Origin of the sequence: Pseudomonas helleri (genome assembly GCF_045830615.1) — a bacterium.
GTDB lineage: Bacteria > Pseudomonadota > Gammaproteobacteria > Pseudomonadales > Pseudomonadaceae > Aquipseudomonas > Aquipseudomonas helleri.
On sequence record NZ_CP174501.1, the window covers coordinates 2,755,935 to 2,779,565 of the forward strand.

Genomic DNA, 23,631 nt, shown 5'->3' on the forward strand with positions numbered 1-23,631 from the left:
ACTCCTGGATCAGATAAAAGCCATACCACCGTTCACCGCAATGTTTTGCCCGGTCATGAAACTGGCGTCTTCGCTGGCGAGGAACACCGCGACCTTGGCGATTTCGCTGGTTTCGCACATTCTCCCCAGCGGCACGTTTTTGAGCAGCGCCTGCATGTACTCATCAGGGATCCCGGCCATCATCGGCGTGTTGGTCGGCCCCGGTACCAGGGTGTTGACGCGAATGCCGCTGGGCGCCAGTTCGCGGGTAATCGAGCGGGTCAGGCCCATCACCGCGGCTTTTGAGGCGCAGTAATGGCTTGGGCCGTCGCCGGTCAGCGCGGCCGTGCTGGAAAGATTGATGATCGAGCCCTTGCGACCGCCCTTGAGCATCAGCCTTGCGCCCTCTCGGCAACAGATGAAGGTGCCGCCCAGGTTCACGCCTATTACTCGCGCCCAGCTCTCGTCAGAGGTTTCGAGAAAGCTGTCCAGCCCCCCTACCCCGGCGTTATTGACCAGAATGTCGAGGCCGCCGAAGTGCTGTTCTACCTGGCCCATTGCATCGGCCACGCTGGCGCTGTCAGCCACGTTGCACGCCAGGGCCAGCACCTTGTCGCCCAGGTCTGCGAGGCTTTCGGCCAGCGCTGCCTGGTTCAAATCGACAGCCACTACGCGGGCGCCTTCGTCGACAAACCCGCGCACGATGGCCTGGCCCATGCCCTGCCCGGCGCCGGTCACAAAGGCCACTTTGTTGAGTAACTTCATTCGCAATCTCCGAGTCTGCGAGCTGCTGCCCGTGCAGTAGCGCCGCGCCTTGAATGATTAGCGCCAAGGGCCTGGGCCTACATCGTCCGATGGGACTAGCGCAGCGTGGTCTGAACGGACGATGCCGCCGAGGTCGGGGAGTCCCAGCATGGGCACGTGCGACTCGCGCGCGGTGCGCGACTGCGCTGTCCAATCCGCAGACAATGGAGATCCCCATGAACCAACCCGTAGACCTGCCCTTGCCCGTCGGCCATTACGCAACGCTGCCCAACGGCTTGCGCCTGCACTATCTGGATGAAGGCGCAGGCCCCGTGGTGCTTTGGCTACACGGCAGCGGGCCGGGCGCCAGCGGTTTCAGTAACTTCAAGGGCAACTACCCGCAACTGGTCGCCGCCGGATATCGCAATATCGTCCTCGACCTTCCCGGTTTCGGGCGCTCAGACAAGCCCGAAGACGTTCAGTACAACCTGGAGTTTTTTGTTGAATGCGTGGCCACTTTCCTGGAGTCCATCGGTGTACGCCGTTGCACCTTGCTGGGCAATTCACTGGGCGGGGCGATCGCCCTGGGCCTTGCCCTGCGCCTGCCACAACTGCCGCAAAGCCTGATCCTGCTGGCACCGGGCGGTGTTGAAGAGCGCGAAATCTACTTCAAGATGGAAGGCATCGTGCGTATGGTCTCGCTTTACAATGCCGGGCCCATCGGCATGGACGAAATGCGCAGCATGATGAGCCTGCAACTGTTCGATGCGTCGATACTGCCGCAAAGCCTGCTGCAGGAACGGGTGGCGGTGGCGATCACCCAGCCAAAAAACCTGTTCAGTACGATGATGGTGCCCAACATGGAGGCACGCCTGGCTGAGATCCAATGTCCGATCTTTGGGTTCTGGGGCAGCAACGACCACTTCAACCCCGTCAGCGGCGCCCAGCGCATCATCGACGGCGCGCAGAATGCCCGCTTCATCGTTCTGAACCGGTGTGGGCATTGGGTGCAGGTAGAACACCGCGAACTGTTTAACCGCAGTTGCATCGACTTTCTGCAAAACGGCTAATCCGTTCAGACCAACCCGGCGTCCTGCCGGGTTGGTCCTTGTAGGGGCTGCCGCCCCGCCCAATCGGTTCCCTCTCCTTCGGGAGAGGCGTGGTGAGGGGGCAGTTCAGAGCCCTGGGTTTGATAAGAGCGATCTTTTGCTCCTGAAACGCCAAAAAACGTTAAACCGAAGCAGCAGGTTGTCGGTTGAGCTGCGCATCGCCCGGTTGCCCTAATACGCAGGAGGTTCCGCCCGGGGTATACATCATGGCCACACAGCGATTGCAGGCGGTGCAGATCGAATCACGGCTGGCACCACTGGCCAGCTTGTTCACGTAGTCATTTTCCGCCAGCAGTACCCGGCCCATGGCAACCAGGTCAAAGCCTTCGGTCATGATCTGCTCGATGCTGGCCAGGCTCCTGGCGCCTCCCAAATAGGCCAGAGGCATGTTCACTGCCGCACGGACTTTACGTGCATGTTCCAGCAGATACAGCTCGCGAAATTCCACAGTCGGCTCTTTACGGCGCTGGATGGCCATGGCCAAAGCAATGATTTTGTTTTTCTGCTGCACGCGGTTTTCCTTGGGAAAGGAAGAACCAAACATGGTGGTGATCGACTCGGCGTTCATCCCGGCACTGAGCACCAGCAGGTGCGCGCCCTCGGCTTCCAGCATGCGTGCGATCTGCGCGCCGTCTTCGGCACTGTTACCGGCGCGCACGCCCTCGGTAATGCTGTATTTACAGATGACCGCCATGTCCTGGCCCACTGCATCGAGCACCGCGCGCAGTACCCGTCGCGGGAAACGCAGGCGATTTTCCAGGCTGCCGCCGTATTGGTCGCGGCGTTTGTTGTACAACGGCGAAATGAACTGGCTAAGCAGATAACCGTGGCCCATGTGAATTTCCACGGCATCAAAACCGGCTTGGCGCGCCAGGCGTGCCGCGTGGGCAAAGTCACGGACCACTTGCTGCATGTCGCTTTCATTCATGGCCTGTTTAAGGAACATGCCGCTCATCAAGCCAATTTTGTTAAACCCGCCACTGGCAGACAGCGGGCGTTTGGTCGAGCGTTCGCGAATAAAGGTAAAACAGCCCCCGTGGGTGATCTGCGCACTGGCCAGGCCACCGGCAAGATGCACACCATCGGTCAACGCCTTGAAGTGCGGCAGGCTGGACTCGATGAGGATCAACTGGTTCGGCAAAGTACGGCCATCGCTGCTCACCGCGCAGTAAGCCACGGTGGTCAGTGCCGTGCCGCCATCGGCCAGGGCTGAATGCAGCTTCACCAACTGTTTGGACGGTACCCCCTGGGTACTCATGCCTTCGTTGGTGGCCGCCTTGATAAAGCGATTTTTCAAGGTCAACGGGCCAATCGTGACAGGGCTGAATGGCGATGGGATTGAACGAGGGTTCATGACGGGCCTCTCTTTATTGTTCTCAGGCTACAAAAGATGGCTGCCTCGCCGTGTCGCGACGCAGCCATGCTGGTCAAAAGGCGTATTTGGCATTCAGCGACAGGTAATCGCGGTCGGCCATCAAACGACCTTGGGCAATATCCGGCGAACTCAGGTAGGCCACATAGGTAATGCCGACCTGGAAGTTGCCCAGGTATTTGAAGTCGCCACCTACGGTCAGGCGCTTTTCATCGCGGCCCAAGCCCTGATAAGCGCTGCCGTCGACGTTCTGTGTCCACACGACTTTGGTGTTCAGGTCAACACCGTTGAAAATTGACGGATAGTCCATGTACGCGCCAATACCCAACAGGGTTGAACCCCGGGTCTGGGTCGCCGAGAGGAACTTGTCGAAGGTCCCGTCAACACCCTCCCCGCCGCCGGTGATCGTCAGGCTATCGACGCCGGCGATATGCTGATGCACCACTTCGGCCATGAACGTGGACTGTTGCGCAAGGAAGCTCGGGCCAAGGATGTACGAGGCGTTGAGGTTGCCTTGCCAGATCTGCCCGGTCGTCGGGGCGCCGTTGTTCAGGTACACCGATGCGCCGTCGCGGTAACTCAAGTCACCTGCGTACTGCACCGAGTCACCCACCTTGGAACTGAAGCTGATACCGGTCAGTTTGACGTCTTCGAAGTAACCCAGGCGATAGGTCATCGGGTCGCCGCTATGGCCAATACCCTTGTTCGATGAATATTGGGTGGTGCCGCTAAAGTCGAAGAACAGCGACGCGATGCGCTCGTTGTAGCGGTAGTGGAACAAGCCGATTTCAGTGTTTTCGGTAATCCGATAACGCACACCCAGGCCCCACTGGCCGCTGTTGCTGGGGTCTTTCTCGCCGGCATAGGCGACTGCCGCGCCATTGGGCAAGCTGCTGACCAGGCCGCTTGCCAGCCGATAAAACTCAGCGCCCGGGCCAAAGGTGTCGCTGCCGAAGTAATCCCCGACCGGGTTGAGTTGGGTTTTATCCCATTCGTACTGGTAGTAACCGACCAGGGCCAGGTTTTCATTCAGCGACCACGACGCCGACACCTGGCCTACCGGCAGGTACGAGTCCTTGGCCTCGGTGCCCGGCACGTTGAACTTGGTGGCATCCACCGGGGCCTGGCCCTGGCTGATGTTGGACCAGAACAGGCTTTCGCCCCATGCCACCAAATGCCGGCCAGCCTTGACCGACAAGTACTGGGTTTCACCGACATCGAAGTTGCCGTACACATAAGCATCCAGCAGGCGCGCATTGTTGCCACTGAGTTTACGGGTGCGGTCAGTGAACTCATCGTTGTGCCCGAGCTTGTTCACGGTGTCTGGCGAGTTGTTGGCGTTGCGCTGGTTGTAGACCTCGTCATAAAAGTAACTGCCACGCAACACCGCACCAAGGTTGTCATGCTTGAGTTGCAGCTCGCCAAAAAAGCTCATACGGTTGTTGATCAATGAACCGCGCTTGAAGTTGCGGGTGCCGTCATCGTTGTTCGGGTCGTTGAGGTATTCGTTTGCCTGTTTGGCCGTGCGCATGGAGGCCGTGTAGTTAACCGTCAACGACGAATCCAGTGTGGTGTCTTCCCCCAACTGGAGGGTAGGCGCGGCGTAAGCTGCGGGGCTGCCTATAGTAATGGCGGTCACCAGCAGGTTGCCACCGATAACCCGGTGCCCCCAATGACGTGCAACCGTATTTTGCATGGCCATGCTCTTCTCCTGTTTTTGTTGTTGTTTACGGGTAAGGCGTGCTTTAAGGGCTGACAGGGTCACTGAGCATCGCCCGCAGCTCGTTTTTGGCGACCTTGCTCGACGGGTTAAGCGGCAACGCGCTGAGAAAACACACCCGGCGCGGGACCTTGTAATTAGCCATGTGTTCGCGGCTCCAGGCGATCAATTGCCCTTCGTCGAGTTCTGCGCCTTCGCGCAGCACGACGCAGGCACAACCAACTTCGCCCATGCGCGCATCGGCCAGACCGATCACCGCCACTTGGGCAATTGCCGGGTGGCGGATCAATGCAGCTTCGATTTCTGCCGGATAGCAGTTAAAACCGCCCACGATAAACATGTCTTTCAGGCGGTCAGTGATGATCAGGTTGCCTGCCTCATCCAGACGTCCAACATCGCCGGTGTGCAGCCAGCCATCGGTGTCGATGGCTTCGCGGGTGGCTTCTGGGTTCTGGAAATAGCCCTGCATGACGTGAAAACCCCGCAAGCAGATTTCCCCCGTCTGCCCTGCGTCCAGTGCCTGGTTGTGCGGGTCGCGGATACTCACTTGAGTCCCGGCGATGGGCCGCCCGCTGGTCCCGGCAATGACCTGCGCCGAGTCTTGCGGGTCGCAGATCGTCGCCAGGCCGCCACACTCGGTCAGGCCGTAGGCGGTCGTGACCACGGCAAAACCCAGCTCATTGCGCATGCGTTCGATCAGGCTTGGGGGAATGCTGGCCGAGCCGGTCACGGCAATGCGCAGGCTCGACAGGTCTGTCTGCTTGAGTTGCGGATGGGCCAGCAACGACAGGTAAAGCGTCGGTGCACCGGGCAAAACGCTGATGCGCTCGCGGGCAATGCGCTGGAACACCTGCTCGGGGTCGAACACCGCATGCGGCAGGATGGTTGCCCCGGCAATCAGGCACGTGAGCCACCCGGCCTTATAGCCAAACGCATGGAAAAATGGATTGACGATCAGGTAACGGTCGCCCGGCACCAGGCCAATAATGTTCGCGTACTCCCGGAAGGCCCGCAGGTTTTGCCCATGAGCGCTCATCACCCCTTTCGGTTTGCCGGTGGTGCCGGAGGTAAACAGCAGGTCGCATATCGCATCCGGACCAATTGCCAATGCCCGGCGTCGAGCACTTTGCGCATCAATGATCGCGGCACTGCGCAGAAACTGCGTCACTGTCAGGTCCGCTGGCGACTGAGGGCGGTCGCCCTCCAGCACCACCAGGTGTTCGAGGCTGGCTGGCCGATGGGGCGCGAGCATGTCCGGGTAATCAACCTCGAGAAAACGCTGTTGGATAAACAGCAGGCGGCAGCCGCTGCGCTCCAGCACATCGGCCGCTTCAAGGCCTTTCATGCGGGTATTTATAGGTACCAGCACAGCGCCTGCGCAATGAATGCCCAACGCCGCGAGAATCCAGTCGGTGCTGTTGGGCGCCCAAATGCCGACCCTGTCCCCGACCTGAATGCCCATCGCCATCAAGCCCCGGGTAAAAGCCATGACCCGCTCAGGCAATTGCGCAAAGTCGATGCTTTCGCCGTTTTCCTCGATGGCCGTGCGACCGGCAAACTGTTCAGCGCTGCTAAAAACCAATTGGGCCAGGGTGACAGGCGCGGTATTGCAGGGCGCGGCAAGGTTCAGACTCTGATTCATCGTGGGCTCGTGTTAGTTATTCAGGAAAGCGGATGCGCAATTGCGCGCTGGTGGGGACTGCCTGACAGGCTAGAATCCAGCCTTCGGCCAGCTCGCCCGCATCCAGTGCATCGTTGTGCAACAGTTCGATATCGCCGCTTTCCAGGGTGCACATGCAAGATGCGCAGCCCCCGACACGGCAGGCACTGGGTGGTTTGAGACCGGCGCGTTCCATGGCATTGAGCACGGTTTCGCCACTGTCACAGAGCAACTGGTAATCCTCGCCATCCAGGCGCACAGCCAACTGCGCGGCCACCGCCGCTTCGCTGCTGGCCGCTAACAGCTCGCCCTCACCGGGTAAGGAGACAAACCGCTCAACATGCACATGACGATCAGGCATGCCCAGGCGCTTGAGGGCGTTGACGCTCGCGTCCATAAACAGCCCCGGACCACATATAAAGGCTTGGGCGAGCAGAAACGGCCGCGCCAGTTCGGCCAGTTGCTCAACACTGGGGATGCCTTGAACCGAGTCCAGCCAATGAACGATTTGCAGGCGTTGTGCATAAGCGCTGGCCAGGGCCTTGAGCTCATCCTTGAAAATCACCGAGGCTTCATCGCGGTTGGCATAAATCAGCAGAATGCGTCCCGAACCGGCGAGCAAGGCCGAACGCAGGATCGATAACACCGGTGTCACCCCGCTGCCGCCGCCGAACAACAGCAGGTCGCCGTCGAGGTTGCGAGGCACAAAAACGCCTGCCGGTGGCAGCACGTCAAGGGTCTGACCGACCTGTAATTCACTGCACAACCAGTTCGAGGCGCGACCCTGGTGTACGCGCTTGATCGTCACCCGCAACGGCTCATCCAGCAGCGGCGTGCTCGACAATGAATAACAGCGCGGCAGCCAGCCACCCTCAAAGGGCACACGCAAGGTCAGGAACTGGCCGGGCTTATAAGAAAAAAGTTCGCCCAGATGCGCGGGCACGTCGAACACCACGGAAGACGCATCGGCGGTTTCCTCGATTACACGTGCCACACGCAGGGCCAGATAATTGCTCATAGATCATGTACTCATGACCACCCGCCCCAACGACGGGCAGGTGTAAACCCAAGGTTCATTACGGCGTAACGGCTTCAGACGTAAGGGTCCGGGTTGGGCAGGCCGAGCATCACTGCGCCGTAGCTGCGCCCGTAAGCCATGTAGTTGTTGGCGATATGGCCACGGGCCTGATGCAGATCGCGAAACAGCCGCGCTACCGGGTTGGTGTTGTACAACCCCGAGGCCGCCATGCTGCGCAGCAGGTCGTTGACCCGTTCGGCACAGATATTGGTGACATATGCCGACTGGTAGCGATAAAGCAGGCGCGTCTCGGTGTCCGGGTATTCACCGGCACGGGCCAGGCTCATCAGGTGCTCATAGTTGCGTTCCAGTACCAGACGCAGGCTGTCGACCGTGATCATCGCTTCAGCAATGGCGGTTTGTGCCACCGGGTCATCCGCCGTGCGCGCACCGTGCTTGCCGATGTGCCGGGCGGCGTTGTCGCGAAACTCATTGATGGCGCCTTGCAGCGCGCCAATGGCCGAAGTCGAGACCGCGCGGGAGAACACCTGGGCAAACGGAATGGCGTAGATCGGGTTTTTGTTGACCTCGCGCCCCGGCGTCGCTTCAAGGGTCCAGTCATTGGTGCGTTGCACGCGATGAGCTGGCACAAAAGCATCTTCGACCACAATGTCGTGGCTGCCGGTGCCCCGCAGGCCCAGCACATCCCAGTTGCGTTCGATCTGATAGTCGCTGCGCGGCAGCAGGAAGGTGCCGTGCTCGGCGGCGTATTCGCCATCGGCCGGCAGAATGCCGCCCAGGAATACCCACTGGCAATGCTCGCTGCCACTGGAAAAACCCCAGCGGCCACTGATGCGATAACCACCTTCTACCACCGTGACCTTGGCCGCAGGCATGTACGTCGAGCAGATCAACGCGTTGTGGTCATCGGCCCAGACTTCGCGCTGTGCTTCAACCGGGTAACGGGCCAACTGCCAGGGGTGAACCCCCATCACGCCGTAAACCCAGGCGGTCGACATGCAGCCTTGGGCAAGGATGGTCTGAATTTCAAAAAACGTCCGCGGATCAACTTCGTAGCCACCAAATGCCCGTGGCTGCAAAGCCCGCAGCAAACCGGAGTTTTGCAGTTCGACGATGTTTTCCACCGGCACCTTCAAATCCTGGTCGGCCTGCGCCGTACGCGCCTTGAGAGCAGGCACCAGGCGCTGCGCACATTCAAGCAGATCACACTCGTCCTGGGTCTTTTCACGCATGCTGTGCATCACTCAATTCTCCCGATCTCACTGCGCCACTGCGCGAGGTGTGATGGATCATCGGATTGAGCCGGGCATTGTTCATCGTCAAAGCGGACTAGGGGCTGCAAACCCTCAGCCCGTGCCGACGGGCGCTAGTCCGATAAGACGATGCTGCTTATGGGGGCGACTGCAATAGTGGCGCTATTAACAGTCGACCCCATGGAGCAAGTGGTCATGAGTATTTTGCAGCGTTTCCAGATGCACGGCAGTGTCGCCATCGTCACGGGCAGCGGCCGGGGCATCGGTCGGGCGATTGCCCTGGCGTTTGCCGAGGCCGGCGCCGATGTGGTGTGTACGGCACGTTCGCTGGCCGAGGTTGAGGCTGTCGCCGACGAAGTCCGTGGCCTTGGTCGGCGCGCCCTGGCGTTGACCTGTGACGTCAATGACAGCGAGCAACGCCAGGCGCTGGTGCGCCACAGCGTCGAACACATGGGCCGTATCACCCACTTGGTAAATAACGTGGGCGGCGGCGGCCCCAACGACCCCTTGGGCATGACGCCTGAAGCGTTTGCCCAGGTGCTGAATTTCAACGTTGCCACCACCTATGCGTTCTGCCAGTTGTGTGTGCCGCTGATGCGCGAAGCCGGTGGCGGCAACATTCTTAATATCAGCTCGGTAGCGGCGCGTTATGCGCAGCGCCATTTCAGTGCCTATGGCACGGCCAAGGCCGCGCTCAGCCACTTGACCCGCCTGCTGGCCCAGGACTTCGCTCCGCACATCCGGGTCAACGCAGTGGCGCCCGGCCCGACCCTGACCGAAGCACTCAGCGGCGTGATGCCCAGCGCCATGCGTGAGGTCATGGAAGCCAACACCCCGCTCAAATGCCTGGGCACCCCTCAGGATATCGCCGCCGCTGCGCTGTACCTGGCCAGCCCTGCCTCGGCCTGGGTAACCGGCAAGATCATTGATGTCGATGGCGGCGCCGACTCCACCGTCTGGCCAGGTTAAACACCCTTCAAGGCCAGCCCTGAAGCGCTGGGCCGGCCTTTTCTCTCCCGCTTTGCAATCCATCCGGAGTCCTCACCATGGACACAGACTTGATCAAAGCGCTCGGTGACGAACTGTTCAACGCCCTGCGCAACCGCCAGACACTGGCCCCGCTGACCCGCCGTTATCCGCAGATCACCCTAGAGCAGGCCTACCAGATTTCCCTGCAATTTCTAAAACGCCGTGAAGCCCTGGGAGAAAGGGTCATTGGCAAAAAAATCGGTGTCACCAGCCTCGCTGTCCAGCAAATGCTCGATGTTCACCAACCGGACTTCGGCTTTCTCACAGACGCGATGCAGGTTGCCGATGGCAGCGATGTCAGCCTGGCCCGCTACAACCTGATCCAGCCACGTGCTGAAGGCGAGATTGCCTTTATTCTCGGTGAAGACCTGCACGGGCCGGGCATCAGCCGCGAAGACGTGCTGGCCGCCAGCCAGTGGGTCGTGCCCTGTTTTGAAATAGTCGATTCGCGCATCCACGACTGGCAGATCCGCATCCAGGACACCGTGGCCGACAACGCCTCCTGCGGTGTATTTGCCCTTGGGCCGCAACGCATCGACCCGCGCTCGCTGGACCTGGCCGCCGTGCACATGCAACTGCTGAAAAACCACAACCCGGCAGGCTCAGGCCTGGGCTCGGCGGTACAGGGCCACCCTTGTGCGGCTGTCGCCTGGCTGGCCAATACCCTGGGCGAACTGGGCATCCCGTTCCGCCGGGGCGAAATCATTCTCTCCGGGGCACTGGCACCGCTGGTACCGGTGGTCGCCGGTGACCATATCAGCCTGTCCATGAGCGGGCTTGGCGACATCAGCCTGCGTTTTGTCCTTTGACGCCCCCTTCCCTCCCCAAGAGCCAAAAAACATGAGAAGCAAAATCAAATGTGCGCTGATCGGGCCGGGCAACATCGGCACCGACCTGCTTTACAAACTCATGCGCAGCGATGTGCTGGAACCGGTATGGATGGTCGGTATCGACAGAGCATCCGAAGGGTTGCTGCGCGCGCGCGAACTGGGCCTGAAAACCACCGCCGAGGGGGTTGACGGCTTGTTGCCTTACGTTCTGGAAGACAACATCCAGATCGCCTTCGATGCCACTTCGGCCTACGTGCATGCGCAGAACTCGCAAAAGCTCAACGCCCTGGGTGTGTTGATGATCGACCTGACGCCGGCGGCAATCGGTCCGTATTGCGTGCCCCCGGTCAACCTTAAGGCTCAATTGGGCCTGGGCATCATGAACGTCAACATGGTCACGTGCGGCGGTCAGGCGACCATTCCGCTGGTTGCGGCGGTGTCCAGCGTGCAGCCGGTGGACTACGCCGAAATCATTGCCACGGCGGCGTCCAAATCAGTCGGCCCCGGCACCCGGAAAAACATCGACGAGTTCACCCGCACCACTTCAAGTGCCGTCGAAAAAGTCGGCGGGGCAAAAAAAGGCAAGGCAATCATCATCATTAACCCGGCCGAGCCGCCGTTGATCATGCGTGACACCGTGCATTGCCTGACCGCTACAGAGCCCGACCAGGAAGCCATTACCGCTGCCATCGAGGCCATGATTGAGCAAGTGCAGCGCTATGTGCCCGGCTACAAACTGGTCAACGGCCCGGTATTCGATGGGAATCGGGTGTCGATTTTCATGGAGGTCGAGGGCCTCGGTGACTACCTGCCCAAGTACGCCGGTAACCTCGACATCATGACCGCTGCTGCAGCGCGCACTGCCGAAATGTTTGCCGAAGAAATCCTCAAGGGCGAACTCGTGTTGCCCGTCATCGCTCAAACCGCCCACGCTTAAGGAGCCGACCATGGATCTTCGCGGCAAAAGCATCACCGTTCATGACATGTGCCTGCGTGACGGCATGCATCCCAAGCGGCACCAGATCAGCCTGCAGCAGATGAAAGACATCGCCTGTGGTCTCGATGCCGCGGGTGTGCCACTGATCGAAGTCACCCACGGCGACGGCCTGGGCGGCAGCTCGGTGAACTACGGCTTCCCGGCCCACACGGACGAGCAATACCTGTCTGCCGTCATCCCTCTGATGAAAAAAGCCAAGGTATCGGCCTTGCTGCTACCGGGCATCGGAACCGTCGACCACCTGAAAATGGCCCATGAACTGGGGGTCAATACCATTCGGGTTGCCACCCACTGCACAGAGGCTGATGTCAGCGAACAGCACATTTCCCACGCGCGCGGGCTGGGCATGGACACCGTCGGTTTTCTGATGATGGCCCACATGAACAGCCCGCAAGGTTTGGTCCAGCAAGGCCTGCTAATGGAAAGCTACGGCGCCAATTGCATCTACCTGACCGACTCGGCGGGTTACCTGTTGCCCCATGAGGTGAGCGCGCGTGTGGCCGCGATGCGGGCGGCACTGAAACCGGGCACCGAGATCGGTTTTCACGGCCATCACAACCTGTCGATGGGCGTATCCAACTCGATTGCCGCCATTGCCGCTGGCGCCAACCGTATTGACGCCGCTTGCGCGGGCCTCGGTGCCGGTGCGGGCAACACGCCCATGGAAGTGCTGGTTGCTGTGTGCGACCGGATGGGCATCGACACAGGCGTTAGCGTGTTTGGTATTCAGGACGTGGCCGAAGACCTGGTCGTGCCGATCATGGACTTCCCGATCCGCAGTGACCGTGACGCCCTGACCATGGGTTACGCCGGGGTATATGGCTCATTCCTGCTGTTTGCCAAGCGCGCCGAGAAAAAATACGGCGTATCCGCTCGGGAAATTCTCGTAGAAATGGGCCGTCGTGGCATGGTCGGTGGCCAGGAAGACATGATCGAAGACACCGCCATGACCCTCGCTCGCAACAGATAACCGTTCTACGCCGCCGCGCTGTCGCGCAGCAAACAGGACAGCGAGAATCTTCAGCATCCCCCAATCGGTTCCCTCTCCTTCGGGAGAGGGCTAGGGTGAGGGGGCTTTTGAGCTGAGTACATAAGACGTGCGTTCGGCCAGCGTGGTTTAACGGAGCTTTTTGGATCTAAAGCCAGATCGCGAGACAAGCTCGCTCCTACACGCTGGTGTTAGTTTTATCGCCAGTCAGCGACGATGTTGTGTTCTAGCGCGAAGGGTTGCGCCGCTATGGTTCGGCGTTGGAACGCCGGGGCTTGTTCCGCGGTGGCCAGCCACAACATGACAGCTGCCGGAACCTGCGGCGGTGCGCTGCCGGCGCGCAGGGCTATCAGGCCTTTGTCGCCGATGGTGGCTTTGAGCGCTTCGGTGGTGACGACCCCAGGGTTAAGCGTGTAGGCGCACACGCCAGCCGCGCCCAGTTCGGTGCTCAACACCCCGGACAACCGCGACACCGCCGCCTTGCCCGCACCGTAGGCATAGCCCCAGCCGCCCTTGGCTGCTGCCACGGGCGGGTCGCTCTCTCCGGCACCAGAGGTGACATTGATCACCACCCCGCCACCACGTGCCACCATGTGTTCGGTCACGGCCCGGGTCAACAGGAACGGCGTCAGAATATAGCCCTGGAACATCCGCTCCAGCGTCTGCGCTTGCAGGTCCATGAAGCCGGCGTTGAGGTCGCTGCCCTGGTAGATCGCGTTATTGATCAACACATCGATACGCCCGTACTCAGCCATCACTGCGTCGCAGGCAACGAGGGCCGAGTCACTGTCGAGCAGGTCCATCGGCACCACGAGTACCCGGCAGCCCAGCTCACGCAGCGTGTGCGCGGTGCCATTAAGGCTGCCTGTCAGCGGTGCTCCGTCGGCGTCGTGCAACGCGTGCTCATGCCGTTCACCCTCGTTGAGCGTGCGGGCGCTGATTGCTACGTCAAACCCGGCGCGGGCAAATGCCAGCGCCGCCTCACGGCCAATACCCCGGCTGGCGCCAGTGATGAATGCCACCTTATTCATGCTCAATCCTTTTAAAAGCGTGCGGGGCGAACCATGGCGTCCATGCCGCCATCAACAAACACCACGCTGCCATGAACAAACGATGCCTGGGGCGATTGCAGGAACGCCACCACGGCGGCGATTTCAACCGGGCGACCGGAACGGCCCAGCGGCGCAACAAAATCGCGGGTTGCCTGACCAAACCGGGCATCGTTCAGGGATGCCTGGTGTAACGGTGTTTCTACCGCGCCCGGTGCAACCACGTTAAGTCGCAACCCCTGCTTGCCCCAGCTCACCGCCAGGCTGCGGGCATGATGGCTGATGGCGTATTTGGAGGCGGCATAGGCTACGTGAGATTGCCCGCTGTCGTTGGCCAACGCCAAGGCCCCGGCTTCATCGCCGCCGAGCATGGCATCAATCATCGGCTGGTCCGCCGGGCCTGAATGAGTCGCCGCCACTGAGCCGATCACCAGCGCCGCGCCCTGATGCCCGCGGCTCAATGCGCCTTGCAGGCCTTCGAGCAACTGGCTGACGCCAAAATAGTTGACCGCCAGGATAAGGCCGCAGGTGGGCGCCGTAACCCCTACCCCGGCACAGCAGATCAGCCCGTCGAGGGCACCGCCGCTGAGTTCGAGTACCTGTGTGATGGCGGCGTCACGCCCCTGTGGCGTCGATAGATCGGCGTTTACATCCGCGTTGCTGCGATCGATCCCGATCACCTGGTGCCCTGCAGCACGCATGGCCGCGCTGACGGCGGCACCGATTCCCGAGGCGCTTCCTGTAATAGCAGTTATAGGCATGTGTATTCTCCGTAATGATCCAGGCAGTATCGGCACGCGCATCCCGCCCCGGCATCGTCTGAGCAGACTAAAAAACTCGAGCCTGACTCAGGCGTGGTTGTAGATCGGTGCAGACAGTCGGGGCGGTGGGACTTTGATTTTTTCCGCGACTTTCATGGTCGGCTTGGGTTTACCCAGCGCGACCACGCTGTTGAGCATGATGCGCACCAGTTCGGTCTGACGCCGCACACCGGTCTTGGAGAAGATCGAGCGCAAATGCGCGCGTGCCGTGTTACGGCGAATATTCAAGGCTTCGGCGGCCTCCTCCAGTGACAACCCGTTGGCCAGTTCCATCGCCAGGGCGGTTTCTGCACGGGTGAGGTTGAACAACTGCTTAGTCACCACTTCGCTGGCCAGGGACTTGCTCGACGCATCGCGAATGTACACCAGCGCCGCCGGTTGGCCTTTTTCCTCGGCCCAATCCAGGGATGGAATCGATTCGACCACCACCCCCAGATTGACCAGCCCCGAAGGCCGGGTCACAGACATAGCTTCGGCGCTTTTTGGGGCATCCGGGTCAAACGCACTGCGAATCAGCTGTTGCAGCACCCGGTTGTCACTTGGATAAGTGGCTTCGAGGCGGCCGCCCACCAGCTTCAGGCCATCAGAACGGGCGAGGATCTCATCGGCCACCGGGTTGCTCTGCAACACGCTGCCACTCTCGTCCAGCACCAGCGTCGCGACCGACAAGCGGCTGATGGCCTGGGAGTACAGGTCGCTCAACGATTCGCTGCGATCAATAAGGTTGTGCAACTGCGACGCACGGCGCAGATGCGGCAGAAAGCTGGCGCACAACGCCCGTTCATTGGCCGAAAAGTTGGGTTTGTGCTTGGGCCGTGTCACACGAAAACGCAGTTTGCCGCCATCCGGGGTGGAAATGTCGGCGCCCATCAGGTGGTATACGTCATGGGGCCCGCAGAACATCTTGAAGTAGACGTTTTGCTCCCACTCGGTGGACGACATGATGTCGTCCACGGTGAACACATGGTCCAGCGGCTGGTTTGCGAACGGTGTGCTGGTTTGCGGGTAGGTCATGTAGCAGACATCACCGGCGCCCTCAATGTCCCCCGCGAGAATCATCACCCCGGTATCGGTTTGTTCGGGCACACGCAGGATCAGGGTGGCGAAGTTGGCATCGTAGAGTTTGAGAAAGCTTTTAAGGGCGCGGGCCATCAGTTTCGGGTCCAGTGCGCCTTCATAGATTTCGCCCACCAATTCGTTGTAACGCGCCAGTTCCAGACCAAGACTCACCAGACCTTCATGGGTCAAGACGCTACTTTGCATAGTCTTCTCCTCGCTCGGGTAAGGACACATTCCTTCCCTTATTATTTTTATAATTTCGGCTTGGGAGAGCTCTGGGCTCCCCCTTTGAACGCTGCTTGCAGCGTGGCCTCATGCGGCGCGACCGGGATCAGTGTCACGATCGCTTATTGACTCCACAATAGGTCCGGCACCTTTATTTTTGTTACTGAATATCACGCGATGCCGGGCTGTTTTTCAGGCGAAACTGGCCCTGTGCCATGGCCGGTTGCCTCACTCGCTGACGCACCAGCGGGCGCCCGAGATTGAACCAGGCCGCCAGTGCTGGCAGAAGAAAAATCGCCCCCAGCACGTTGACCAGGAACATGAACGACAACAGCACGCCCATGTCCGCCTGAAACTTCAGCGGGGCAAATGCCCAGGTACAGACACCAATCGACATGGTTACGGCGGTAAACACTGCTGCCGTACCGCGTTGACACATCGCCTCGTAGAAAGCCTCGCGCAGGTTCGCCCCCCGAAGCATTTCGTGCTGGATACGCTCGTAGAGGTAAATCCCGTAGTCGACACCGACGCCCACACCCAGCGCCATTACGGGCAGGGTCGCGACTTTCAGGCCGATGCCGAGCATCGTCATCAGGGCATTACAGAGGATCGCTACGATCGCCAGCGGCACCAGAATGCACAGCACTGCACGAATCGACAGGAAGGTCAGCCAGCAAAACAGCGCCACCGAGCCGAACAGTGCCCCGAGCATGATCACTTCGGCATGCTTGACCGCCTCGTTGGAGGCCGCCATGACACCGACGTTGCCACCGGCGAGGAGGAACTCGACCTGCGGCGAACTGACCTCGGCGATGATGCGCCTGGCTTGCTCGATGGCATGGCTGACGGTGCTGCCTTCATGGTCGGCCAAAAACACCAGGATCTGCATCTGCTGGCAGCCGTCGGTGACCAGCCCGTCATCCGGCATGTAGGCCCGTGCCCCCTGACTCAAACCCCGTGAAGACCCAGGTATTGCGGCCCAGCGCGGGTTGCCTTCGTTGTTACCGGCAATCACCCGCTTGCCCATGTCCACTACGCTCTGGATCGACTGCACGCCCGGAACGGTGCGCATGCGAAAATCAAATGCCTCAACCGCGCGCATCACGGTGGGTGACAGGCAACCTTCCTCGACCCCTTTGACCTGGACAAACACCGACATCACATCCAGCCCGATCGAGTAGCTGCTGATGATCTTGGCATTGTCCTGGTTGTAGCGAGAATCGACGCGCAGTTCCGGTGCACCGGCGCCAATGTCGCCCACCGCCAGATCGCGGGCTTTATAGGCACCGGCCAGCAACAGCAGCAGGCTGATAGCAAATACCCCGAGCGCCGGGCCAGGTTCGGCCAGCGCTGACAGTCGCCACCACAGGCGGTGTTTGCCCGCGGGCTGCGCTTGGGCCCGACGCAACAAGGCGGGTTCAAGACGCAGGTAAGAAATGATGATTGGCAACATCAATTTGTTGGTGATGATCATCAGCATCACACCGATACAGGCCGTCACCCCCAGCTCGTGAACGATGGGAATATCGATCAGCATGATCACTGCAAACCCCAAGGCGTTCATCAACAAGGCCAAAGAGCCGGGGATGAATATCTTGCAGAACGCCGAGCGCGCGGCGTCTTTTGCAGAATGGCCTGCCAGCACTTCCTGCTTCCAGGCGTTGGTCATCTGCACCGCATGGGACACGCCAATGGAGAAGATCAGAAAGGGCACCAGAATCGACATCGGGTCGATGCCCAGGCCCAGCAGCGGCAATAAGCCCAGCAACCAGACCACCGGAAGCAACGCCACCACCAGCGCCACCACGGTCAGACGCAGCGAGCGGGAATACACCCAAAGCAATAAACCGGTGATGACAAAGGCAACGATAAAGAAGCCGATCACCGTGTTGAGCCCCTCAACCACATCCCCCACCAGCTTGGCGAACCCGACAATATTGATTTCGATATCGGGGCTGTTGTACTGGTTGCGAATGTCCTCCAGGCGCTTGGCGATCTCCACATAAGACACCGGTTTACCAGTCTTGGGGTCGATATCCTGCAAGTCTGCACGGACCATGGCCGATTTCAGGTCGTTGGCCACCAGCCGCCCGACCTGACCCGAGGCCGCCGTGTTGCTGCGCACCTGCGCCAGGTCTTCGGGGGTGCCGCTGAAACGCGGTGGCACCACCACGTCACCGAAAAAACCTTCCTCGGTGATTTCGATATAGCGCACATTGGCGGTGAACAGCGATGTCACGCTGGGGCGGCTGACCCCGGAGATGAAAAACACGTCGTCAGTGACTTTACTCAGCGTCTCCAGGTACTCGGGGTTATAAATATCACCCTCACCTTTCCAGCGCACATTGACCAGAAAGCGGTTGGCCCCTGTGAAGTAATTGCTGAACTTGAGGAAGTTGATCATGTACGGGTGGCTCACCGGGATCTGTTTGTTGAACCCCGGGTCCAGTTGCGTATGGGTGGCGCTGTAGCCCAGGCCCACTGTCACCAGCACAAACAGCGCCAACAGCTGTTTGCGCCAGGCCATCAGGTAGTCTGCGCACGTTTCGACGCAACGCGTCACCCAGTGTTTGCCTTGATTCATTGCATGACTCCCTTGGACTCGCTGGCCTGAGGGGTCACCAGGGCAGCGACGCTGCCGGCAGAACCCTGCAATACCCCACGCTCGCCACCCACCAGCAGGCGCGAGCCAATCAACGTTGCCGAAGTCAACGTGCCCAGCCCGGCCAGACGCCCCACGCCGACCAGTTCTCCCTGTTCATTGAGTCGCACAACGGAACTGCCCGCGCCGACAATCACCAGCCCGGTGTGATCGGGCAGCACGGCATGGCCATACAGGGGCAACTGGTTACCGGTTTTGATCTGCGTCCAGTTGTTGCCAAAATCGTGAGTGACGAAGACATGCCCGCGCATGCCATAAGCCACCCAGTTATCGGCACTCAGGCGCACGATGCCGAACAACGAACCGTTGTAAAAAGGCGTCAAGCTGCGCCAGTGCCGACCCGCGTCATCGGTGCGCAAGACCAGCCCTTGCTCACCCACCAACATGCGCCGTCCATCGTTGCCACCGGCCATGCTGTTCAAATGGGCCTTGTCGATATCCAGCGCCTTTGGCGCCCAGGTCTTGCCGCCATCAAGGGATTGATAGAACTTGCCGAAACTGCCAAACGTCATGACGCTGTCACCGCCAGCAGTCCACACCCCCAGCAGCGGTTCACCCAACTCGCTGTCGTAGCGCACTTCCTGCCAGGTGCTGCCGGCATCGTCGGAGCGCAGGATCCAGCTGTCATGCCCGACAGCCAGCAACCGTTTGGCGTCCAGCGCGACGACAGCGGTCAAGGTGGCGTTGCGTTGAGTGCTGACACTGGCCTGCTGCCAACTGACGCCCTGATCATCGCTGAGCAAAATGCTGCCGCGCTCGCCCACTGCGACCACTCGCGAGCCCAGATTAAGCAAGCCGTTGATCTGCACCCGATCCGGCCGCGTGGCCAAAGGTTCTGCTTGCGCAGGGGATTTGGGCGAGAAGGTGTAGCCAATGGTCAACGCGACCATCAGGCAAACCGCGTAACCGATCAGAGAACGCATACACAACGCTCCTGTTCCAGGCACACGTGCATAGGGCAAGTCATAGGGCCAATCCTCTTGTTCTTATCAGGTGCGAGGGCAGCAGAAGCACGCCAGACCTGCGCGGCTTCCTAAGTGATACTCCGTGCAAGCCCTGGCCGTTACATCGTCCAAATGGCTTATGTCGCCGGGCTGCTGAGCCAGGCTGGCGGCGAAAAGTGTGTGTATTGATTTCGCCGCCAGATCTGGCGCCTGCAGAGGGGTCAAGCGATGTAGAGAATGACCAAGTCATTGATGACGGATGGGCGGTCCTGGCCTACCACATGGGTATTGAGCTCCAGGGTCAATTGGGTGCCACGGGGCAGCCGCTCAACTTTTTTCACCCGGGCCCGGGAGTGGATGCGTGAGCCTGCAGGTACGGGCGCCGGGAAGCGCAGACGGTCGGAGCCGTAGTTGATCTGGGTGCTAAAACCGCTGATCTCAAAACCCAGCGCCAGTTTCATTCGCGATTGTAAAACCTGCACCAGCGCGCCATGGGCGATGGTGCCGCCGAACGGGCTTTGCAGTCGCGCCCGCTCAGGGTCGGTGTGGATCCAGTAATCGTCGCCCGACAACTGGGCAAAGGCATCGATCAGTGCCTGGTCGACGACGACTACGTTGCTCCAGTCGCTGTACTGCTCGCTGACCAACGCCTGCAAAGCCGGTTCATCGTTCAGGTCGATCTGCCGGGCCAGTGGCTGTTCGCACGCTACAGGCTGCGGAACGCGAGCCTGTTCTGGCAGCGATTCCAGTGGCGCGACGGCCTTGTCAACGCCGGTGAAGCGCAGCAGGCGGTTACCTTTGCCATCCACTTGGGCAAAGACAGGCTGCAACGCCATGCCGATTTTGATTTCGCTTTCATCAAGACCGACCAGGTTGGTGTTGATGCGCACCCCTTGCGCCAATTCAACCACCGCCAGTTTTTGCGGCATTTCATCGATAAAGTCGGGCAAGGTGGCGATACGCGTCACGGTATAGCTGTACAGCGTTGCAGCGCCATCGACTTCATGCCAGGTCAGGTCATGCTCCAGGCAGACCGGGCAATGCCGACGCGGGTAAAAGTTCCAGTGTGTACATGCGTTGCATTGCTGGATCAGCAGGCGACGCGCCTTGAGCCCTTCCCAAAATGGCATGGATATCTGCGTGGGGACCGGCATGGGTTTGTTATTAGACATGTGCTTATGCTCCCTGAAGTATCAATGCGCCCTGCTCGCTCATCACGCCGCCGGTACCGGACACGTACACGTTGTCGCAGCGCCCCAGTTGGCGTTCTCCGGCCGTGCCGGCGATTTGCGTAACGGCCTCGATCACCTGGCTCATGCCGCCCGCCGAAGCTGACTGGCCGAAGCTCAGTTGCCCGCCGTGGGTGTTCATCGGGAAGTCACCACGCCAGGTCAGGTCATGTTCACGGACAAACGCCATGCCTTCACCCTTGCCGCAAAAACCGGCATCTTCCAGGGTCAGCAAGGTGGTGATGGTGTAGCAGTCATAGATTTGCGCGGCGTCGATGTCCGCAGGCTTAAGCCCGGCCATGCCAAAGGCGCGCCGAGAAGCCGGGCCAATCGGCGTGTTGAGCATGTCTTCAGCATAAGACGGCGACTTGAACGCCAGGTGCTCACCAAACCCGGTAATAAAGGCTGGTCGCTTGCGCGAGCGTGCCGCGACTTCCTTGTTGGTGATGATCATGGCTGCGCCCCCGGCCACCGGCATCACAATCTCCAGAACGTGCAGCGGGTCGGCGACCATCTTGCTAGCCAGCACTTGTTCGATGGTCAAGGGCTGGCCGTAAAACATTGCCTGCGGGTTGGCCAGAGCGTTGGTGCGCTGGTCGACGGCAATCTTGGCCATCGCGCGCTGGTCATAGTCGTATTGCGCGGCATAACGCTGGGCAATCATCGCGTAGCCAGTGTTCTGGCCCATGTGCCCATAAGGCAGGTCGAACTCGGCTTCAGGTGCGCCAAAGGCCGTGCTGTGCCCACCGAAGCGCATGGAGCGCGCCATCCAGGACGGGTCCTCATCCGGGCCAAATGGCGCCATGCGTGCAGGGATGACGCACAGCACCGCCTGGCACAGGCCCAACTCGATCGCCGCCGCAGCGCGCCAGACCATGCCCACCGAGGTGCAACCGCCCAGGTCCACTACTTCAGCGAAGTTCAAACGCAGGCCCAGGTATTCGGCGGCCATGGCCGGAACAAATACCGAGGCTTCGTGAAAGTGCGGGCCGTTGATTACCAGCCCGTCGAGGTCCGAAGCCTTGAGCCCGGCATCGCGTAACGCCTGAGCTGCGAGGTCGGCAACCTGCTCAAGGTGAAACATCTTGGGCGCCGTCGCGTATTTTTCCGGTTTGTATTGTGCAGTGCCAACAATGGCTGCATGCCCTTTGAGCCCCATGACGCCTCCCTGCCGAAGCACAGGCTTCGGCCGTTTTAAAGTGATGGTGATTGCCCGGCGCCGTGGTTAAAGGCCCGGACATGAGCTAGTGATCAGAAGGTGTATTTCATTGAGAACGTGGCGTAGTCACGGTCGGCAAACGGACGCTTGATCGGGTCCGGCTCACCCAGGTAAGCGATGTATTTCAAACCGACTTCCAGGTTGCCCAGGTACTTGAACGTGGAGCCCACGCTCAGGCGCCGGTCGCCAGCGACACCGGAGATGCTCCCGGCCATGGGCGTAGAGCCACTGAACACGTTGGAAAAGCTCAAGGGAACGTCCAGGTCCCAGCCCTGGAAAACCCCCGGATAACTGAATGACGCGCCCACGGTGTAGGCACTGGAGGCTTTGGTACGCCAGCCAGCGCTGGTGTTGTAGGTGTAGTCATTGGACGGCCCGACCAGCGCCCCCACTGTCGGTAACAGGTTCACCCCCAGCAGGTTCGGCGCTGCCGAGGTGGATTCGACGCTATCAACCTGCACGCGAATGACCTCGGCGGTCAGCGTGGTCTGGCTGGCCCAGGGGCGATCGCCAAGGATGCGCATGGCAGACAACTGCATTTGCTGGCCTTTGCCCTTGGCCGGTACTGCGCCCAGAGCGGTATTGACCATGACCGGCGCGCCATCGCGGTACGACCATTCAGCCCCGACCTGGGTTTCGCCGATTTTGGTAGAGGCGCTGATACCGGTCAGTTTGATGTCTTCGAAGTACTTGACCCGATAGCCGTTGATCGTAAACGCGTTAAGGCCACCGCCGACTGGCAGGGCGTCATAACCGAGCAAGGCGGTGGCCGGGTTCTTGTCGTGGTAATTGACGTGAAACAGCGACAGCTCGACTGCCTGCACTGGCCGGTAACGCACTTGCACACCCCATTGGCCGCCATCACGCGGCTCGTCGGTGCCCCGGTAAGCGACCTTCTGGCCGTTGGCGTAAATGAACTCGCGGCCTGGACCGATCACATCGCTGCTCGACAGGTAGCTCCCCACGGGTGGCAGTTCGGTGCCCTTCCACTCGTACTGCACATAGGCGCCAAAGGTCACTTGCGGGTTGAGGCGAAATGAACCGGAGACCTGGCCCACCGGCAGCAGTACTTCCTTGACTTCAACCCCCGGCTGGGCGGCCTTAACTGCGTCTGACGGGTTTTGCACGCCGTTGACGCCGGGGTAGTACAAACTTTCGCCCCAGGACTCGATGTGTCGCCCGGCCTTGAGGTCGAGCATGGTGTCATTGTCAAAACGCCAGCCGCCAAACACATAGGCATCCAGCAGGCGTGTACGACCGCCGCTGTAATAACGGGTGTCACTGGTGAACTCATCGTTGCTGCCGTACTTGTTTACCGTGTCGGGCGAGTTGTTATCGTTGCCACGGTGGTAAACGTCGTCATAAAACGTGCTGCCACGCACCACGGCACCGTAGTTGTCCTTGCGCAATATCAGTTCGCCCAGCGCACCCACGCGGTTTGTGGTCAGGCTGCCCCGGTCGAAGTTGCGGTTGGCATCGTCGGCGTTGATGGTCATCAGGCGGCTGCTTTGCTTGCCGGTCCGCACCCCGATGCCATAGCTGGTGGTCACCGACCAGTCCATGGTCATGCCGTTATCGAACTCGATCGTGTCACCGGCCCAGGCGGGTGTTGACGCCAGGGCCAGCGCCGCTGTCAAACCGCTGACCTGCAACGCGCCTGAAGCCATGACCGTAGAGTTATTTTTATTTTTCTTGATCACACT

19 protein-coding genes are annotated in these 23,631 nt (G+C 60.3%); 5 read left to right on the forward strand and 14 right to left on the reverse strand.

Annotation, left to right across the window (positions count from 1 at the left end; translation table 11 throughout):
• Positions 1–9: 9 nt before the first annotated feature.
• Entirely contained in the window at positions 10–744 is a 735-nt protein-coding gene (locus tag ACJJU9_RS12400) for an SDR family NAD(P)-dependent oxidoreductase (RefSeq protein ID WP_407730908.1), read from the reverse strand.
• A gap of 215 nt (positions 745–959) precedes the next feature.
• Between ACJJU9_RS12400 and ACJJU9_RS12405 the strand changes: the two genes are divergently transcribed.
• Entirely contained in the window at positions 960–1,793 is an 834-nt protein-coding gene (locus ACJJU9_RS12405; protein WP_407730909.1) for an alpha/beta fold hydrolase, read from the forward strand.
• A gap of 160 nt (positions 1,794–1,953) precedes the next feature.
• On the opposite strand, the gene ACJJU9_RS12410 is transcribed toward ACJJU9_RS12405, so the two are convergent.
• The 5 genes from ACJJU9_RS12410 to ACJJU9_RS12430 form a co-directional block, all read right to left on the reverse strand.
• Positions 1,954–3,186 (reverse strand): NADH:flavin oxidoreductase, encoded by a 1,233-nt coding sequence (locus ACJJU9_RS12410; protein ID WP_407730910.1) that lies wholly within the window; start codon positions 3,184–3,186, stop codon positions 1,954–1,956.
• A gap of 73 nt (positions 3,187–3,259) precedes the next feature.
• On the reverse strand, positions 3,260–4,906 hold the full coding sequence (locus ACJJU9_RS12415; RefSeq protein WP_407730911.1) for a DUF1302 domain-containing protein: 1,647 nt from the start codon (positions 4,904–4,906) through the stop codon (positions 3,260–3,262).
• Between the two features lie 43 nt (positions 4,907–4,949).
• On the reverse strand, positions 4,950–6,566 hold the full coding sequence (locus tag ACJJU9_RS12420; RefSeq protein ID WP_407730912.1) for a FadD3 family acyl-CoA ligase: 1,617 nt from the start codon (positions 6,564–6,566) through the stop codon (positions 4,950–4,952).
• 16 nt (positions 6,567–6,582) lie between these two features.
• On the reverse strand, positions 6,583–7,602 hold the full coding sequence (locus tag ACJJU9_RS12425) for a 2Fe-2S iron-sulfur cluster-binding protein (protein ID WP_407730913.1): 1,020 nt from the start codon (positions 7,600–7,602) through the stop codon (positions 6,583–6,585).
• 74 nt (positions 7,603–7,676) lie between these two features.
• A complete protein-coding gene (locus ACJJU9_RS12430) occupies positions 7,677–8,864 on the reverse strand; it encodes an acyl-CoA dehydrogenase family protein (protein WP_407730914.1) in 1,188 nt (395 codons plus the stop codon).
• Between the two features lie 207 nt (positions 8,865–9,071).
• Between ACJJU9_RS12430 and ACJJU9_RS12435 the strand changes: the two genes are divergently transcribed.
• From ACJJU9_RS12435 to dmpG, 4 genes are all read left to right on the forward strand, one after another.
• Positions 9,072–9,845, forward strand: a complete 774-nt coding sequence (locus ACJJU9_RS12435; protein WP_123749192.1) for a glucose 1-dehydrogenase — start codon at positions 9,072–9,074, stop codon at positions 9,843–9,845.
• 77 nt (positions 9,846–9,922) lie between these two features.
• Positions 9,923–10,714, forward strand: a complete 792-nt coding sequence (locus ACJJU9_RS12440; RefSeq protein ID WP_407730915.1) for a fumarylacetoacetate hydrolase family protein — start codon at positions 9,923–9,925, stop codon at positions 10,712–10,714.
• A 31-nt stretch (positions 10,715–10,745) separates the two neighbouring features.
• On the forward strand, positions 10,746–11,672 hold the full coding sequence (locus ACJJU9_RS12445) for an acetaldehyde dehydrogenase (acetylating) (protein ID WP_407730916.1): 927 nt from the start codon (positions 10,746–10,748) through the stop codon (positions 11,670–11,672).
• A 10-nt stretch (positions 11,673–11,682) separates the two neighbouring features.
• Positions 11,683–12,702, forward strand: a complete 1,020-nt coding sequence (gene dmpG / locus ACJJU9_RS12450) for a 4-hydroxy-2-oxovalerate aldolase (RefSeq protein WP_407730917.1) — start codon at positions 11,683–11,685, stop codon at positions 12,700–12,702.
• Positions 12,703–12,917: 215 nt separating this feature from the next.
• Here the strand turns inward: dmpG and ACJJU9_RS12455 are convergent, their stop codons facing one another.
• The 8 genes from ACJJU9_RS12455 to ACJJU9_RS12490 form a co-directional block, all read right to left on the reverse strand.
• Positions 12,918–13,751 (reverse strand): SDR family NAD(P)-dependent oxidoreductase, encoded by an 834-nt coding sequence (locus tag ACJJU9_RS12455; protein ID WP_407730918.1) that lies wholly within the window; start codon positions 13,749–13,751, stop codon positions 12,918–12,920.
• An 11-nt stretch (positions 13,752–13,762) separates the two neighbouring features.
• Entirely contained in the window at positions 13,763–14,530 is a 768-nt protein-coding gene (locus ACJJU9_RS12460) for an SDR family oxidoreductase (RefSeq protein ID WP_407730919.1), read from the reverse strand.
• Between the two features lie 87 nt (positions 14,531–14,617).
• A complete protein-coding gene (locus ACJJU9_RS12465; RefSeq protein WP_407730920.1) occupies positions 14,618–15,853 on the reverse strand; it encodes a helix-turn-helix transcriptional regulator in 1,236 nt (411 codons plus the stop codon).
• A gap of 181 nt (positions 15,854–16,034) precedes the next feature.
• Complete coding sequence (locus ACJJU9_RS12470) at positions 16,035–18,458, reverse strand: efflux RND transporter permease subunit (protein WP_407730921.1); 2,424 nt, start codon at positions 18,456–18,458, stop codon at positions 16,035–16,037.
• Entirely contained in the window at positions 18,455–19,459 is a 1,005-nt protein-coding gene (locus tag ACJJU9_RS12475; RefSeq protein WP_407730922.1) for a WD40/YVTN/BNR-like repeat-containing protein, read from the reverse strand. The genes ACJJU9_RS12470 and ACJJU9_RS12475 overlap by 4 nt, the downstream gene beginning before the upstream one ends.
• 242 nt (positions 19,460–19,701) lie before the next feature.
• The gene (locus tag ACJJU9_RS12480) at positions 19,702–20,652 is read right to left on the reverse strand and encodes an OB-fold domain-containing protein (protein WP_407730923.1); all 951 of its coding nucleotides are present in this window, start codon (positions 20,650–20,652) and stop codon (positions 19,702–19,704) included.
• A gap of 4 nt (positions 20,653–20,656) precedes the next feature.
• On the reverse strand, positions 20,657–21,868 hold the full coding sequence (locus ACJJU9_RS12485) for a thiolase family protein (RefSeq protein ID WP_123749202.1): 1,212 nt from the start codon (positions 21,866–21,868) through the stop codon (positions 20,657–20,659).
• A gap of 92 nt (positions 21,869–21,960) precedes the next feature.
• On the reverse strand, positions 21,961–23,628 hold the full coding sequence (locus tag ACJJU9_RS12490) for a DUF1302 family protein (protein WP_323370095.1): 1,668 nt from the start codon (positions 23,626–23,628) through the stop codon (positions 21,961–21,963).
• Positions 23,629–23,631: the final 3 nt, after the last annotated feature.